Origin of the sequence: Martinezella lusitana (genome assembly GCF_014207095.1) — a bacterium.
Taxonomy (GTDB): Bacteria; Pseudomonadota; Alphaproteobacteria; order Rhizobiales; family Rhizobiaceae; genus Rhizobium; species Rhizobium lusitanum_B.
Genome location: NZ_JACHBG010000038.1, coordinates 20,323 through 34,059 on the forward strand (window position 1 = coordinate 20,323; position 13,737 = coordinate 34,059).

A 13,737-nucleotide genomic window follows, 5' to 3' on the forward strand; every position below is an offset into this window, starting at 1 on the left:
ACCGAGAGAACGCAATGTCCATTATTGAATTGGATAAGGTCAGCAAGCGGTATGGCGCCCTCCAGGTGACCGACAATGTCTCGTTGTCGGTTGCTGCGGGCGAAGCCGTCGGGATCATTGGCCCGAACGGCGCGGGCAAGACGACGCTGTTCAACCTGATTGCCGGCACAACACTACCGGATGCCGGTACGATTCACTTCGACGGTTCGGACGTAACGCGCGTGCCGGCCCGAAGCCGCTGTCATCGCGGCATTGGCCGTTCGTTCCAGATACCGCATCCCTTTGTCGGCATGACGACCTACGAAAATGTGCTGGTTGGTGCAACGTTCGGCGGCCGTGCCGGCGAAAAGGCTGGTGCTGCGAAGGCTGTCGAGATCTTGGAGCTCACGGGCCTTGCAAAGAAGGCCAATACGCTTGCGGGGCAATTGACCTTGCTGGAGCGCAAGCGGCTTGAAATGGCACGCGCACTGGCAAGCTCTCCAAAGCTGCTCCTCCTCGACGAAATCGCCGGTGGTCTCACCGAACCGGAATGCGTCGAGCTTGTCGCTGCGATCAAGAATGTTCGCAATCAGGGTGTTTCGATCATCTGGATCGAGCACGTCGTCCATGCGCTCCTTGCGGTCGTCGACCGCATCGCCGTCGTTGACTTCGGACGGAAGATTGCCGATGGCGACCCTGCCAGAACCATGGCCAGCCCCGAGGTTGCTGCGATCTATATGGGCATAGAGGGCGAGGTGGCGCATGCCTGAAGTCCTTCTTTCCACGCATGACCTGAAGGCTGGCTACGGAGACTTCCAGGCACTCTTCGGTATCGATCTGACGCTGAACCGTGGCGAAGTCCTTGCTCTGATCGGCGCAAACGGCGCAGGCAAGAGCACGCTGCTGAAGGCCGTCACCGGTCTGGTTTCCTGCCGGAGCGACATGGTCCGTTTCCACGGCAAGGAAATCGGCGGGCAACGTCCCGACAGGATCGCGCGTGAGGGTATTGCGCTTGTTCCGGAGGGGCGGCGTCTGTTTCGATCGCTGACCGTTGAAGAGAATTTGATCATCGGCGGCGAACACGCCAAATCCGGGGCATGGTCGCTTGAACGCATCTATTCTCTTTTCTCCATCCTGGCCGAACGTCGGAAGAACCCCGGAACGGCGTTATCGGGCGGGCAACAGCAGATGGTCGCGATCGGTCGTGCCCTGATGGCGAACCCGGACGTGATCCTCTTCGATGAGATTTCACTCGGTCTCGCGCCTGTGGTCATCAAGGACATCTACGCCGTTCTTCCAAAGATCGTCGACAGCGGTGTGTCGGCAATCCTCGTCGAACAAGACGTATCACGCGCGCTCTCTGTGGCTCATCGCTTCGTCTGCATGCAAGAAGGCAAGATCTCCCTGGCAGGGCAGCCATCACAATTCAGCCGAGCCGAAGTCACGGCCGCTTACTTCGGGACTTGACGCCATGGATTGGATCAACGCCATAATTCAAGGAATTCTTCTCGGCGGACTATACGCGCTCTTCGCGGCTGGCCTCTCTTTGATCTTCGGCGTCATGCGGTTGGTCAATATCGCACATGGCGACCTTATCGTATTGGCGGCTTACGTCGCTCTGGTGGTGGTTCAAGCCACCGGCTTGCATCCGCTCGCCTCGGCTTTGTTGGTCGTTCCGATCATGGCGGTCATTGGTTATGCGCTTCAGCGGTTCCTGCTCAATCCGACAATCGGGAAGGATCTCCTCCCGCCGCTGTTGGTGACCTTTGGGATTTCCGTTCTGTTGCAGAACGGGCTCCTGCTCGGGTTCACGGCTGATAGTCGCCGCTTGCCCGCAGGTGCCCTGGAAACCGCCAGCTTCGATGTCTTTTCGGGGCTTACAATTGGTGTCTTGCCGTTGCTGATGTTCGTCGTCTCGATCCTGGTGATCTTCGGCCTCGACCGGATTTTCTTTCACACGTCGCTTGGTCGTGCATTTCGCGCCACATCCGATGATGGTGAGGTGGCTCAGCTGATGATGATCGACCGTCGCCACATCTTTGGAATGGCCATGGCACTCTCGCTCGGCGTTGTCGCGATCGCAGGCATATTCCTCGCCATCCGCACGAACTTCGATCCTTCCTCAGGCCCGACAAGACTGATCTTTGGTTTTGAGGCGGTCATCATCGGGGGCCTCGGCAATCTCTGGGGAACGCTCGCCGGCGGCATCGTGCTGGGTGTCGCTCAGGCCATCGGTGCTCAGATTTCGCCTGGATGGCAAATCCTCGCCGGGCACATCGTCTTTTTCATTGTGCTGGCATTTAGCCCGCGCGGCCTTTTCCCGAAAATGGATTGACAGACATGAGCTTCCGCATCGAACGCTTTACCGCTGCCAGTCGCGCGACATCGATCGTCGCCTGCCTAGTTCTCATTGGGCTGATCGCAGCACCATGGCTTACCGGCCGAGCCAATATAAGACTGCTTGGCGAGTTGTTCTCGTTCCTGGCTCTGGCCAGCCTTTGGAATTTGCTGGCCGGCTACTGCGGTCTCGTATCCGTCGGTCAGCAAGCCTTCGTTGGCTTCGGCGGATATATGCTATTTGCGCTCGCGATTTTCTTGGGGTTGGATCCGCTCGCCGCTATCCTCGTGGCCGGTATCCTCGGGGCGATCATTGCCGTCCCAATCGGGACCTTGCTGTTTCGGCTTCACGGCGCGTATTTCGCAATCGGAAGCTGGGTGTTTGCAGAAGTGCTGCGATTATCGTTTGCCCAGATTTCTTCGCTCGGTGGCGGCTCGGGATCGAGCCTGCCCACCTCTGTCATTACGGGGATCGCGAGCAGCAGAGAGTGGCGCGAAATCCTCATCTACTGGACTGGCCTCGCGCTCGCAGTCGCGTCGGTGCTGTTTGTGGTGGTCCTGCTGCGCTCGAAGGCCGGACTGGCTTTGACAGGGTTGCGGGACAGCGAGATCGCCTCCGAGAGCCTGGGCATCAATTCCTGGCGCACGAAGATGACGGTCTATGTTAGCGTCGCTGGCCTCACCACCATGGTCGGATCGTTCACCTTTCTGCAGAAGCTCCGCATCTCCCCGGATGCAGCCTTCAGCGTGAACGACTGGACGGCCTATGTGATCTTCATTGCCGTCATCGGAGGCATTGGCACGATAGAGGGTCCGATCATTGGCACCATCGTCTTCTTTCTGCTGCGCGAGACGCTCGCTGATTTGGGGACCACCTATCTGATGATCTTGGGCGCGCTTGCCATAGTGATCATGCTCAAGGCGCCGCGCGGCATCTGGGGGACCTTGAGTGAGCGCACCGGCGTCTCGCTCGTCCCCATCCGTCGCCGCGTCATTTTCCAATAGATTTTAGACAGGGAACGAGAGGTCTTTGCTTTGAGAGTTTCCAATGAACACATCGACGCCGTGGGTGCGCCAAGCCGATGGCATGTCATGGCTGCTTCGTTTGCCAGTTATGCATTCGATGCCATGGACTTCATGCTATTGGCGCTCGCCTTGCCGCTCATCATCAAGGAGTGGAATCTAAGCCTGGCAGACGCTGGGCTTCTGGGAACGGCCGGCATGATCGGCGTGGGTTTGAGCAGCGTTGTCATCGGCTGGTACTCGGACAATTACGGTCGCCGGAAGGCGCTGATCATCAGTCTTCTCGTGTTTGGTCTGTTTACCGCAGCAGCGGCTCTGGCGCGCGGCTGGACGGACCTGATCATTCTCCGATTTATCGCTGGCCTTGGGCTTGGAGGGGTTTGGGGCGTCGCCGCAGCCTTTATCAACGAGACCTGGCCGAAGCATCTACGCGGGAGAGTCATTTCGTTCGTATTGAGCGCATGGCCGATCGGCTTTGGCATTGCAGCGGTTCTTGCACATTCCATCATGCCGAACTGGGGGTGGCGGATCCTGTTCCTGTGCGGCGGCGGAGCAATCATCACCGTCATCTATATCTTGTTCTTCGTTCCGGAATCGCAGGTCTGGGCGGAAGAAAAGAAGAAGGCTGCACGGGCTGCCATCAAGCAACGCGCCTCGATTGCCGAAATCTTTTCAGCTGAGCTCCGGCGGAAGACAATCCTTGGCACTATCGCGGCGAGCTGCGCATTGGTCGGCTACTGGGGCACGAACACGTGGCTACCGACCTATCTGGTGCAGGAGCGCGGCCTGGATGCCAGCCATATGACGATTTTCATTATCATGCTCAACGTAGGCATGTTCGTCGGCTACCAGATTTTTGGCTTTCTTGCCGACAAGATCGGTCGCCGCACATCGCTTCTGATTTGCTTTGCAGGCGCGACGATCATGTTGCCGATCTACGCGTCGATCCACGACAACAACCTGCTGTTCTGGATGGGGCCTCTATTGGCGATCTTCTTTGCCTATGCCGGTCCGTTTGGGTCCTACTTTCCGGAACTCTATCCTGCCCGCGTGCGCGGGACAGGGGCGGGCTTTTGCTTCAACGTCGGCCGGGGCATCTCCGCATTCGCCCCATTCGTGCTGGGCCAGGTCGGAACGCGTTATGGGCTGGCAATGGGGATAGGACTTTGCGCCATTGGTTTCCTTGGGGCTGGTGTGACCATGCTCTTTCTCCCGGAAACCAGGGGTGCTCGCACCTTGCTGCCGGATAGCGACAACGCCAGTGAGGCTGTGCAGCAGTCATAGCGCAAGCGACGGCACGGGGCGCCTCGTTCGCCCCGTGCCTGCAATATAGCAGGAGCGGCAATCCGCTCATCGAAAGGAACCGACATGGCCGACTTGTCCAAAAAAGTTATTATCACCTGTGCAGTGACCGGGGGCATTCACACGCCCACAATGTCAGACGCGCTCCCATTCACGCCGGAAGATATCGCCCGCCAGTCTATCGAGGCCGCGGAAGCCGGCGCCTCCATTCTCCATTTGCACGCCCGCAATCCCGAAGATGGCCGGCCGACACCCGATCCGGCCGTGTTCATGCAGTTCCTGCCGCGCATCAAGCAGTCGACCGACGCCGTGATCAACATCACCACCGGCGGCGGACTGAACATGACCGTCGAAGATCGCCTGGCCGCCCCGTTGATCGCCAAGCCGGAAATGTGCTCGCTCAACATGGGGTCGATGAACTTCGGCATTTATCCGCTGGCGGATCGGTACTCGAGCTGGAAATACGACTGGGAAGAACCCTACCTGCGCGGCACCGACGATTTCATCTTCAGAAACACCTTCAGGGACATTGAGCGTATCCTTAAAATCCTAGGGGAGGAGCACGGCACCAAGTTCGAGCACGAATGCTACGACGTCGGCCATCTCTACAATCTTGCTTACTTCGTTGATCGGGGGCTCGTCAAAGGCCCGTTCTTCGTTCAGATGATCTTCGGCATTCTGGGTGGGATCGGCCCCGAGTTGGACAATCTCATGTTCATGAAACGAACCGCAGACCGTCTTTTCGGCGATCAGTACCGTTGGTCAGTGTTGGCTGCGGGTCGATTCCAAATGCCATTTGCGACCCAGTCAGCCATGCTTGGCGGTTCTGTTCGCGTCGGACTTGAAGACTCGCTCTATATCGGGCGCGGAAAGCTCGCAAATTCCAATGCGGAGCAGGTTGGCAAGATAAAGGCGATCCTACAAGAACTTGGGCATGAGATCGCGACCCCGGCTGAGGCCCGTCAAATCCTGGGTCTGAAGGGTGGCGATCAGGTTGGGTTCTGACTAAGGTACGGGCCAAAAGAGGTCGAGGTTCGATTTATGACTGATGCAGTTAAGAGCAATGATGATAGCCGTTCGGGCATCCAGGTGATCGCGCGAGCAGCAGCGATCCTCAGGAGCTTGAAGAACGAAAGTGACGGCTTGAGTCTTGGGCAGATTGCCGATCGCGTCAACCTGCCACGCTCGACTGTTCAACGTATTGTCGGGGCGCTGCAGACCGAGCGGCTTGTGATTGCGGCAAGTCCGGATCGGGGCATTCGCCTCGGCCCGGAGATCGGTGCCTTGGCGGATTCGGCGCGGATTGATGTCCTCGAAATGTTACGGCCGTATCTGGTCGAGCTGGCACGAAGGACGAAGGAGACAGTCGATCTTGCCGTGTTCAGAACGAAGCGGCTTGTATTCGTCGACCAAATCCCCGGCACGCATCGGCTGCGGACCGTTTCGTTCGTTGGGGAGAATTTTCCGCTCTGCGACACGGCCAACGGCAAGGCTTGCCTTGCCAAGCTGAGCGACACGCAAATTCTCGCCCGCCTCCAGGAGGAGCAACCTTCCATTGCGGAAAATGCGGCAGCCCTTCGGACCTATAAGGCGGAGATCGAGATGATCCGATCCACCGGAATTGCGTTCGACCGAGACCAGCACACCGACGGAATTTCGGCGGTCGGCGCGGCCTTCTACGACCTTCAGGGAGACCTCTACGCGATCTCGGTGCCGACCCCGAGCGCACGATTTCATTCGCACGAGAAGCTACTCATCAATGAACTGAGCCGCACGCTCGCACTGATAGTCGCGCTGGAGATTTTCCGGGCGAATTGAGGGAAGTTACACCGGTGGCGGCAGCGCCAGGAAGGGCGGGGTGTTCCTGACCGTCAAGGCCGTGTTCAACCGGCTCTCGCGCATCTTGCCTGCGGTTCTATTCCAAGTTCGGCGATGGAAGGATTGGGGTCATGGATTGGTCCGTGGCTCTATCTCCACTGTATGGCTGCTCGTTGTGCAGAAGCGCAATCGGCAAGCATGGGCGGAGTAAGGAAAATGCCGCAAGATGGACTGCGGCGTTAAGCTGTCGGAGGGCGTCGAGCAACGGCAACAGCTTGTCGTCCGCTTGGAGCCGACGGAAGAGCTGCTCGTTTTGTGGGTCTATCTACGGTCGCCGATCAACAAGCTGGCCCACGGGCGGATAGGAGTTTTTACCAATCCGACCACATGCCCCTTGAAACGTGCTGGCTGATTGCTTCGAGGAGCGGCGGTGAGCCGCTTCCGGCATATCGGGCAACAAGCCCACCATGAATTGCGTCAAAGCGCCTCGAAGCACATGGCGACACCCATGCCGCCGCCGATGCACAGCGTGGCAAGCCCCTTGCGGGCGCCGCGGCGCTTCATTTCGAACAGCAGTGTGTTGAGAACGCGCGCGCCGGACGCACCGATCGGATGACCGATGGCGATGGCGCCGCCATTGACGTTGACGATGGACGTATCCCAGCCGAGATCCTTGTTGACGGCGCAAGCCTGGGCGGCGAAGGCTTCGTTGGCCTCGACGAGATCGAGATCGCCAACAGACCAGCCGGCCTTTTCCAGAGCCTTGCGGGATGCCGGAATGGGGCCGGTGCCCATGATCTGCGGATCGACGCCTGCCGTTGCCCAGGAAACGATGCGCGCGAGCGGCTGGATGCCGCGGCGCGAGGCTTCCGCCTCGGTCATCAGCACGGTGGCAGCCGCGCCGTCGTTCAGGCCGGAGGCATTGCCGGCGGTCACGGTGCCTTCTTTGTCGAAGGCCGGGCGCAGCTTCACCATGCCGTCCAGCGTCGCGCCATGGCGGATATACTCGTCGGCATCGACGGTTACGTCGCCCTTGCGCGTCTGGATGGTGAAGGGAACGATCTCGTCCTTGAAGCGCCCTGCCTTTTGCGCCGCTTCCGCCTTGTTCTGCGAGGACACGGCGAACTGATCCTGCTCCTCGCGGGAAAGCTGCCACTGCCGCGCGACATTCTCGGCCGTGATGCCCATGTGGTAGCCGTAGAAGGCGTCCGTCAGGCCGTCCTTGATCATGGTGTCGATCATCTTCATGTCGCCCATCTTCGTGCCGGCACGCAGATTAGCGGCATGCGGCGCCATCGACATCGATTCCTGGCCACCGGCGACGATGATCTTGGCATCGCCGGTCAGGATCTGCTGCATGCCGAGCGCGACGGCGCGCAGGCCCGAACCGCAAAGCTGGTTGACGCCCCAGGCGGTCGCTTCCTGCGGAATGCCGGCCTTCATGGCGGCCTGGCGGGCCGGGTTCTGGCCTTCACCAGCCTGCAGCACTTGGCCGAGGATCACTTCGTCGACTTCCTTTGCGTCGACGCCCGCACGTTCCAGCGCGCCCTTGATCGCGGTGGCGCCAAGCTCATGAGCCGGAACCGCCGCAAACGCGCCGTTGAAGGAGCCGACGGCGGTACGCGCCGCGCTGGCGACAACGATGGGAGTGGAAGTCATTCTTGATCACCCTTCTTGTTCATTGTTCAATCAGATTCAAGGCGTTAATCGACGTCGGCACTTGCCAGGCTCGCCTTCGACCCACTTACGCAGTGAGTCGCTGTTCCACCGGTTCCGTAGGCCGAAGGCGAAGCGTTAAACGAGGTAACGCGCTGTTGTCTTCGACGCGATTTCTTCTGCGGACACTCCATCGGCAACTTCAGTCAGCGAGAATTGTGCCCCCGGCGAGCGGCGTTCGAACACACATAGGTCCGTGATGATCAGGTCGACCACATTGCGGCCGGTCAGCGGAAGGGTGCAGGATGGTATGAATTTGGGCGAACCGTCTTTCGACACATGTTCCATCAGAACGACAATCTTCTTGACGCCGGCGACTAGATCCATAGCGCCGCCCATCCCCTTGATCATCTTTCCCGGGATCATCCAATTGGCGATATCGCCGCCTTCACTGACCTCCATGGCGCCCAGAACTGCCAGGTCAATATGACCGCCTCGGATCATGGCAAAACTGTCGGCGCTCGAGAAATAGCTGCTGTTTGGCAATTCGCTGATCGTCTGCTTGCCCGCATTGATCAGATCCGGATCCTCATCGCCTTCGAATGGAAATGGCCCGATTCCGAGCATACCGTTCTCCGACTGAAGCGTGACTTCCATGCCAGGAGGGATGTGGTTGGCAACGAGCGTCGGGATCCCGATGCCGAGATTGACATAGAAGCCGTCACGTAAGGATAAAGCGGCGCGGGCTGCCATTTGATCGCGGGTCCAAGCCATCACGCGGCCTCCTTCTTGCGTACCGTACGGGACTCGATTTTCTTGTCGTATGGGCTGCCTACGATCAGTCGCTTCACATAGATGCTTGGAAGATGAATGCAATCGGGATCGAGGCTGCCGGTCGGGACGATTTCCTCGACCTCCGCAACGCAAATCTTTGCCGCGGTTGCCATCGGTTGATTGAAATTGCGCGCCGTCTTGCGGAAAATCAGATTTCCGCTTTCGTCGGCCTTCCAGCCCTTGATGATGGCGAGATCCGCGAAAATACCGCGCTCAAGCAGATATTCCTGCCCGTCGAAAGTCCTCACTTCCTTACCCTCAGCGACCAGGGTGCCGACGCCGGTCTTGGTATAGAAGCCGGGGATGCCAGCACCGCCAGCCCTGCAGCGCTCTGCAAGAGTTCCCTGCGGGCAGAACTCGACCTCTAGTTCACCTGCCAGGTATTGCCGTTCGAATTCCTTGTTTTCCCCGACATAGCTTGAGATCATCTTCCTGATCTGCCGGCTCCTGAGGAGCTTACCAAGACCTTCGTTGTCGATACCGGCATTGTTGGACACTACCGTGAGCCCGGAGACACCGCTATTGCGCAATTGATCGATGAGTCGATCAGGTATCCCACACAGACCAAAACCGCCCGCACAAATCGTCATGTTATCGAAGAGCAAGCCGTCCAGCGCGGCTGCCGCATTGGGATACAGTTTTTGTGTCACAATTTCCTCCCTTAAGTGGCAGCAATGGACATCATCTCAAATATCAATTCCAATTATTTCTTTTTTCAAATAATCATAAACGATGTCTATCAATCGCATTTCACTCTACCATCTCGAAACTTTGATCTGGATCGATCGGCTTGGCACGTTTGCGGCGGCGGCTAAAAAGCTGAACACGACTCAGCCCGCTATATCCGCGCGAATAGCGGAGCTCGAGGAACGGCTCGGGGCAATCCTGTTTCAGAAACATGGACGCTCGGCTAATTTGACGCCCGTGGGGCGCGAGCTTGTCAGAGAATATCTGCCTGTTTGGGAGCAATTGCAGACGATTCTCCTTCGAAGTTCTGGATTTGAACAGATTCGCGGCCACGTGCGAATTGGGGCCGGTGAAATTGCCGCGGCCAGCTGTCTGCCTCGCTTTATGGCCGATATGAAAGAGCGGTGGCCCGATCTGACATTCGATATCGAGATTGAACTCACCGCGCAGATGATTCAGGCTCTCCTCACCGGAAAGATTGATCTCGCATTTGCCGCTGGACTGGTCGCGCATCCTGCGTTGAAGGCAACATCGATCGGAGCTGCTGAATTGCTGTGGGTCGCTAGCCCCTCTGTTGCAAAGCGGATGGCAACAGATGATCAGTGTTCGATCCACTCCCTCTGGTCTCTGCCAAGCCACTCTCCGATCTATCAGTTGATGAGAGATGCCCTCACTTTGTTCCCCATTCGGCACCGCACCATCAATCTTTGCAACAATGTGCGCATGATAATCGATATCGTCACAATGGGTGATGGCTTTGCGCTCGTGCCGAAGTCAATGGTTCGGCCACAACTTGCATCCGGAGCGTTGGTCCCTGTCCTGATTGATCAAAAAGTGGAGCCGATCGTCTTCCATATTGTAACACGCTGCGGAGAAGGTAGTCCGGTTATCAATGAAATATTGCGGCTCGCGGGCAAGATCGATCTCGAGTCGGCATGAGACATGACATCGCCGCCCTCGGGGATGGCGCGTTTTTCCCATACGCTCATTGAGCCAGCTCCTCTAGCGCGATCTCGCGGCCCACGCAGCCCGTCTCTACCAACGTCTTGCGAAAAATCTCCACCAGAGGCCGTAGGTTGATCTTGTGCCAGGCTGCCCACAAAGGCGTCCGATAGGCAAACCACGACAGCTCGCGCAGCACCACGCCTGCTGGCGCTTGGTGGCGCAGACTCCGTTGAACCGTGGTCAGGCCGAGTCCTGCGGCGACCAGGCCGAGGGCTGCAAGCGGTTCCGTGGCCTCCATCGAGATGTTTGGAGTGAAGCCAGCCTTTGCGCAAGCCGCGATGAACGTGTCGTGTCGAAGCGCGTTTTCCTGATGCATCACGCCGATCCACTTCTGCGCGGCGAGATCAGCCGGGGTGATGTGGTGCTTCTCGGCAAGCGGGTGCCCCGCGGGCAGCGCCAGCAACATCGGGTCATCGAGCACCTGGGCAGCCTCGAGATCTGGATCGTCGAGCGGCGGCGGCTCGCAAACGAGCGCGATGTCGAGGCTGCGCTGACGCAGACCTTCCAGTTGAACTTCGGACTGCTGGTTGTACAGCGCAATATGGACTGCAGGCCTGTCTCCGCGCAACTCGCGCAACGCATTCGGCAGCACGCCCGAGTGCATCGCATATTCCAGGTAGCCGATGCAAAGCCCACCTTCGTCGCCGCGTCCAAGCCGCCGTGCCAGAGATTCTAGCCGGTTGGCATGTGTCAGCAGCGCTCGCGCTTCTGTCATGAATGTGCGCCCGTCCCGGGTGAGGCGGATGCGTTGTTGTGAGCGCTCGAACAGTGTCAGCCCCAATTTCTCCTCAAGCTGAACGATCTGCCGGCTCAGGGGCGATTGGGAAATATGTAGCCGTTCGGCGGCGCGCCCGACGTGCTCTTCTTCTGCGACGACCACGAAATAATGAAGTTGGCGAATATCCAGCATGTCAGACCTACAGTGTCTCAAGTTCAGCCAATTATGTCTTAGACAAGCTTAACTGACAACCCTAAAGTCGCGTCATATTAGTTAACCCTGCACAAGGAAGCAGTCATGAGCATTAAAGACAAACTGGCCGGAAGCGTTCTCGGCTTTGGCACCGCACCGCTCGGCAATATGTTCCGCGACATCCCGGAAGCCGAGGCGCAGTCGACCGTCGACGCCGCCTGGGCACAAGGCGTGCGATATTACGATACTGCGCCGTTCTACGGCGCAGGCTTGGCTGAGATCCGGCTTGGGGAAGCGCTCGCTCGGCATCAGCGCGACGAGTATGTTCTCAGCACCAAGGTCGGCCGCTTGATCCTCGACGAGGTCGAGGATGCCAGCGCGCGAGCGCTTGGCGAAAAGAGTGGCCTGTTTGCAGCCGGCCGACCGAACAAGCTTGTCAACGACTACTCCGCCGATGCCACGCTGCGTTCGATCGAAGACAGCCTCAAGCGAATGAAGACCGACCGCATTGATATCGTGTGGATCCACGACATTGCCCAGGACTTCTACGGCGATGAATGGCTCTCCTATTTCGAGGTGGCGCGCCAGGGAGCATTCCGCGTTTTGACCCGCCTCCGCGAAGAGGGCGTGATCAAGGCCTGGGGGCTCGGCGTGAACCGGGTCGAGCCGATCGAACTGACCTTGGATCTCTCCGAAGCGGAGCCGGATGGCTTCCTGCTGGCGGGCCGTTATTCACTTCTCGACCACGAACGGGCACTGCAGCGCCTGATGCCGAAGGCTGCAGAACGCAGGACCGAAATCGTAGTCGGTGGCCCCTACAGTTCCGGCATTCTGGCCGGTGGCTCGCATTTCGAATACCAGAAGGCGCCACCTGAGGTCGTGGCCAAGGTCGAGCGCATCAAGGCCGTCGCGCAACGACACGGTGTCGGCATCAAGGCGGCTGCACTGCAGTTTGCCCTGGCCAGCCCGGCTGTAGCAGCCGTGATTCCAGGCGCAAGCCGGCCGGAACGTATCGCCGAGGATGCCGCCGCTTTGAAAGAAGTCATTCCTGCGGATTTCTGGAACGAGTTGCGTGCTGAGCACCTGGTCGCAGCAAATGCGCCGCTGCCCGTCGATCGCATCTAACATCTGATTAAAGAAGGAGCCTACCATGGCACAAGCTTCAGCAACGATCACTCTCCCGGTCGCAGCCGACCGAGTATGGCAATTGATCGGCGGCTTCGATTCGCTGCCCGATTGGTTGCCGTACATTCCGAAGAGCGAGTTGAGCGAGGGCGGCCGCGTGCGCCGCCTCGTCAACCCCGACGGCAACGCAATCGTCGAACGCCTCGAAGCGTTCGACAACAGCGCGCGCAGCTATACCTATTCGATTCTCGAGGCACCATTTCCAGTCACTGGCTACCGCTCAACGCTGCGTGTGGTCGGCATCGATGGCGATCAGTCCTCGCGCGTCGAATGGTCTGGCGAGTTCACACCGGCAGGCGTCAGCGATGAGGACGCATCGGCCCTGTTCGAGGGCATTTATCGCGATGGCTTAAGCGCGCTGCAGGCGACGCTGGCCAAAGCAACAGCATGAATGGACTGACGGCCCTCTCGATGGTCGCTGTGCTTGGTGGCCGCCTCGTGCCGAGGCGGCTGCTGGTCTGCCCGCCTCGACGCGTCCAGCGTCGCTTCCAGGTTTCCCTAGGCAAGGAGCGGCGCAAAAAGTCCAGATCGGTATATATTCGAATACGATAAGACCTCGGATCATCGGAAAGCGATCGGGGCGTTCTCCCGATCCGGTCAAGCTCCGGCACCTATGCGCTTGGTTCGCGCCCGGTGGCCGGCACCGTAACGTTAACTGTCCGTGATCGACTTAACCCCGCCACAGATTTCTCGCTGAGGTGATTGCCCACGCAGTCTGGCTGTACTTCCAATTTCCCCTCAGCCTGCGAATGGTCGCAGATCTTTTGACAATTCGTGGTGTCATCGTTTCTCATCAAACCGTAAAACTGCGGGTGGCATTTCGCCAGCGATATCGACAGGCGCTCAGCCGGCCGGCCCGGTGACAAATGGTACCTCGATGAGGTCGTCATCATCATTTAAGGGCGCAAACACTCTTATGACCATTGTCGAGGGTTGGGACGCACTTTAAAGAGCCACCCGCTGTGCGGGCCGCTTTTAAGATTTTGTCACGGTCGAGATGG

14 protein-coding genes and 1 pseudogene are annotated in these 13,737 nt (G+C 58.7%); 11 read left to right on the forward strand and 4 right to left on the reverse strand.

Going from position 1 to position 13,737, the window contains the following annotated elements; genetic code table 11:
* The first annotated feature begins 14 nt into the window (after window positions 1-14).
* From GGD46_RS32475 to GGD46_RS32505, 7 genes are all read left to right on the forward strand, one after another.
* Window positions 15-749, forward strand: coding sequence for an ABC transporter ATP-binding protein (locus GGD46_RS32475; RefSeq protein ID WP_184711323.1), 735 nt, complete (start codon window positions 15-17; stop codon window positions 747-749).
* A complete protein-coding gene (locus tag GGD46_RS32480; RefSeq protein ID WP_184711325.1) occupies window positions 742-1,446 on the forward strand; it encodes an ABC transporter ATP-binding protein in 705 nt (234 codons plus the stop codon). Before GGD46_RS32475 ends, GGD46_RS32480 begins: the two co-directional genes overlap by 8 nt.
* 4 nt (window positions 1,447-1,450) lie before the next feature.
* Entirely contained in the window at window positions 1,451-2,314 is an 864-nt protein-coding gene (locus GGD46_RS32485; protein WP_184711327.1) for a branched-chain amino acid ABC transporter permease, read from the forward strand.
* 5 nt (window positions 2,315-2,319) lie between these two features.
* Entirely contained in the window at window positions 2,320-3,321 is a 1,002-nt protein-coding gene (locus GGD46_RS32490; RefSeq protein WP_184711329.1) for a branched-chain amino acid ABC transporter permease, read from the forward strand.
* Between the two features lie 87 nt (window positions 3,322-3,408).
* Window positions 3,409-4,623, forward strand: coding sequence for an MFS transporter (locus GGD46_RS32495; protein ID WP_210325789.1), 1,215 nt, complete (start codon window positions 3,409-3,411; stop codon window positions 4,621-4,623).
* Between the two features lie 84 nt (window positions 4,624-4,707).
* Window positions 4,708-5,646: a 3-keto-5-aminohexanoate cleavage protein gene (locus GGD46_RS32500; protein ID WP_184711331.1), complete on the forward strand. Its 939-nt coding sequence runs from the start codon at window positions 4,708-4,710 to the stop codon at window positions 5,644-5,646.
* A gap of 36 nt (window positions 5,647-5,682) precedes the next feature.
* A complete protein-coding gene (locus tag GGD46_RS32505) occupies window positions 5,683-6,459 on the forward strand; it encodes an IclR family transcriptional regulator (RefSeq protein ID WP_184711333.1) in 777 nt (258 codons plus the stop codon).
* 477 nt (window positions 6,460-6,936) lie between these two features.
* On the opposite strand, the gene GGD46_RS32510 is transcribed toward GGD46_RS32505, so the two are convergent.
* From GGD46_RS32510 to GGD46_RS32520, 3 genes are all read right to left on the reverse strand, one after another.
* Entirely contained in the window at window positions 6,937-8,118 is a 1,182-nt protein-coding gene (locus GGD46_RS32510; RefSeq protein ID WP_184711335.1) for an acetyl-CoA C-acetyltransferase, read from the reverse strand.
* A 135-nt stretch (window positions 8,119-8,253) separates the two neighbouring features.
* Entirely contained in the window at window positions 8,254-8,889 is a 636-nt protein-coding gene (locus GGD46_RS32515; protein WP_184711338.1) for a CoA transferase subunit B, read from the reverse strand.
* On the reverse strand, window positions 8,889-9,599 hold the full coding sequence (locus GGD46_RS32520) for a CoA transferase subunit A (protein WP_184711340.1): 711 nt from the start codon (window positions 9,597-9,599) through the stop codon (window positions 8,889-8,891). Before GGD46_RS32520 ends, GGD46_RS32515 begins: the two co-directional genes overlap by 1 nt.
* A gap of 82 nt (window positions 9,600-9,681) precedes the next feature.
* On the opposite strand from GGD46_RS32520, the gene GGD46_RS32525 reads away from it, so the two are divergent.
* Window positions 9,682-10,575, forward strand: a complete 894-nt coding sequence (locus GGD46_RS32525) for a LysR family transcriptional regulator (protein WP_184711342.1) — start codon at window positions 9,682-9,684, stop codon at window positions 10,573-10,575.
* Window positions 10,576-10,621: 46 nt separating this feature from the next.
* Here GGD46_RS32525 and GGD46_RS32530 read toward each other — a convergent pair whose 3' ends face one another.
* Window positions 10,622-11,551, reverse strand: coding sequence for a LysR family transcriptional regulator (locus tag GGD46_RS32530; protein WP_184711344.1), 930 nt, complete (start codon window positions 11,549-11,551; stop codon window positions 10,622-10,624).
* Window positions 11,552-11,656: 105 nt separating this feature from the next.
* Here GGD46_RS32530 and GGD46_RS32535 point away from each other — a divergent pair, with 105 nt between their 5' ends.
* The 3 genes and pseudogenes from GGD46_RS32535 to GGD46_RS34150 all read left to right on the forward strand — a co-directional run.
* Entirely contained in the window at window positions 11,657-12,676 is a 1,020-nt protein-coding gene (locus GGD46_RS32535) for an aldo/keto reductase (protein WP_184711346.1), read from the forward strand.
* A gap of 25 nt (window positions 12,677-12,701) precedes the next feature.
* Window positions 12,702-13,127, forward strand: a complete 426-nt coding sequence (locus GGD46_RS32540) for an SRPBCC family protein (protein WP_184711348.1) — start codon at window positions 12,702-12,704, stop codon at window positions 13,125-13,127.
* Window positions 13,128-13,434: 307 nt separating this feature from the next.
* A pseudogene (locus tag GGD46_RS34150) lies at window positions 13,435-13,633 on the forward strand (IS6 family transposase); the annotation flags it as partial.
* Window positions 13,634-13,737: the final 104 nt, after the last annotated feature.

Coding starts and splice junctions, on each gene's coding strand:
- GGD46_RS32475 (WP_184711323.1), top strand. CDS start 15: ATGTCCATTATTGAATTGGATAAGGTCAGCAAGCGGTATGGCGCCCTC.
- GGD46_RS32480 (WP_184711325.1), top strand. CDS start 742: ATGCCTGAAGTCCTTCTTTCCACGCATGACCTGAAGGCTGGCTACGGA.
- GGD46_RS32485 (WP_184711327.1), top strand. CDS start 1,451: ATGGATTGGATCAACGCCATAATTCAAGGAATTCTTCTCGGCGGACTA.
- GGD46_RS32490 (WP_184711329.1), top strand. CDS start 2,320: ATGAGCTTCCGCATCGAACGCTTTACCGCTGCCAGTCGCGCGACATCG.
- GGD46_RS32495 (WP_210325789.1), top strand. CDS start 3,409: ATGGCTGCTTCGTTTGCCAGTTATGCATTCGATGCCATGGACTTCATG.
- GGD46_RS32500 (WP_184711331.1), top strand. CDS start 4,708: ATGGCCGACTTGTCCAAAAAAGTTATTATCACCTGTGCAGTGACCGGG.
- GGD46_RS32505 (WP_184711333.1), top strand. CDS start 5,683: ATGACTGATGCAGTTAAGAGCAATGATGATAGCCGTTCGGGCATCCAG.
- GGD46_RS32510 (WP_184711335.1), bottom strand. CDS start 8,118: ATGACTTCCACTCCCATCGTTGTCGCCAGCGCGGCGCGTACCGCCGTC.
- GGD46_RS32515 (WP_184711338.1), bottom strand. CDS start 8,889: ATGGCTTGGACCCGCGATCAAATGGCAGCCCGCGCCGCTTTATCCTTA.
- GGD46_RS32525 (WP_184711342.1), top strand. CDS start 9,682: ATGTCTATCAATCGCATTTCACTCTACCATCTCGAAACTTTGATCTGG.
- GGD46_RS32530 (WP_184711344.1), bottom strand. CDS start 11,551: ATGCTGGATATTCGCCAACTTCATTATTTCGTGGTCGTCGCAGAAGAA.
- GGD46_RS32535 (WP_184711346.1), top strand. CDS start 11,657: ATGAGCATTAAAGACAAACTGGCCGGAAGCGTTCTCGGCTTTGGCACC.
- GGD46_RS32540 (WP_184711348.1), top strand. CDS start 12,702: ATGGCACAAGCTTCAGCAACGATCACTCTCCCGGTCGCAGCCGACCGA.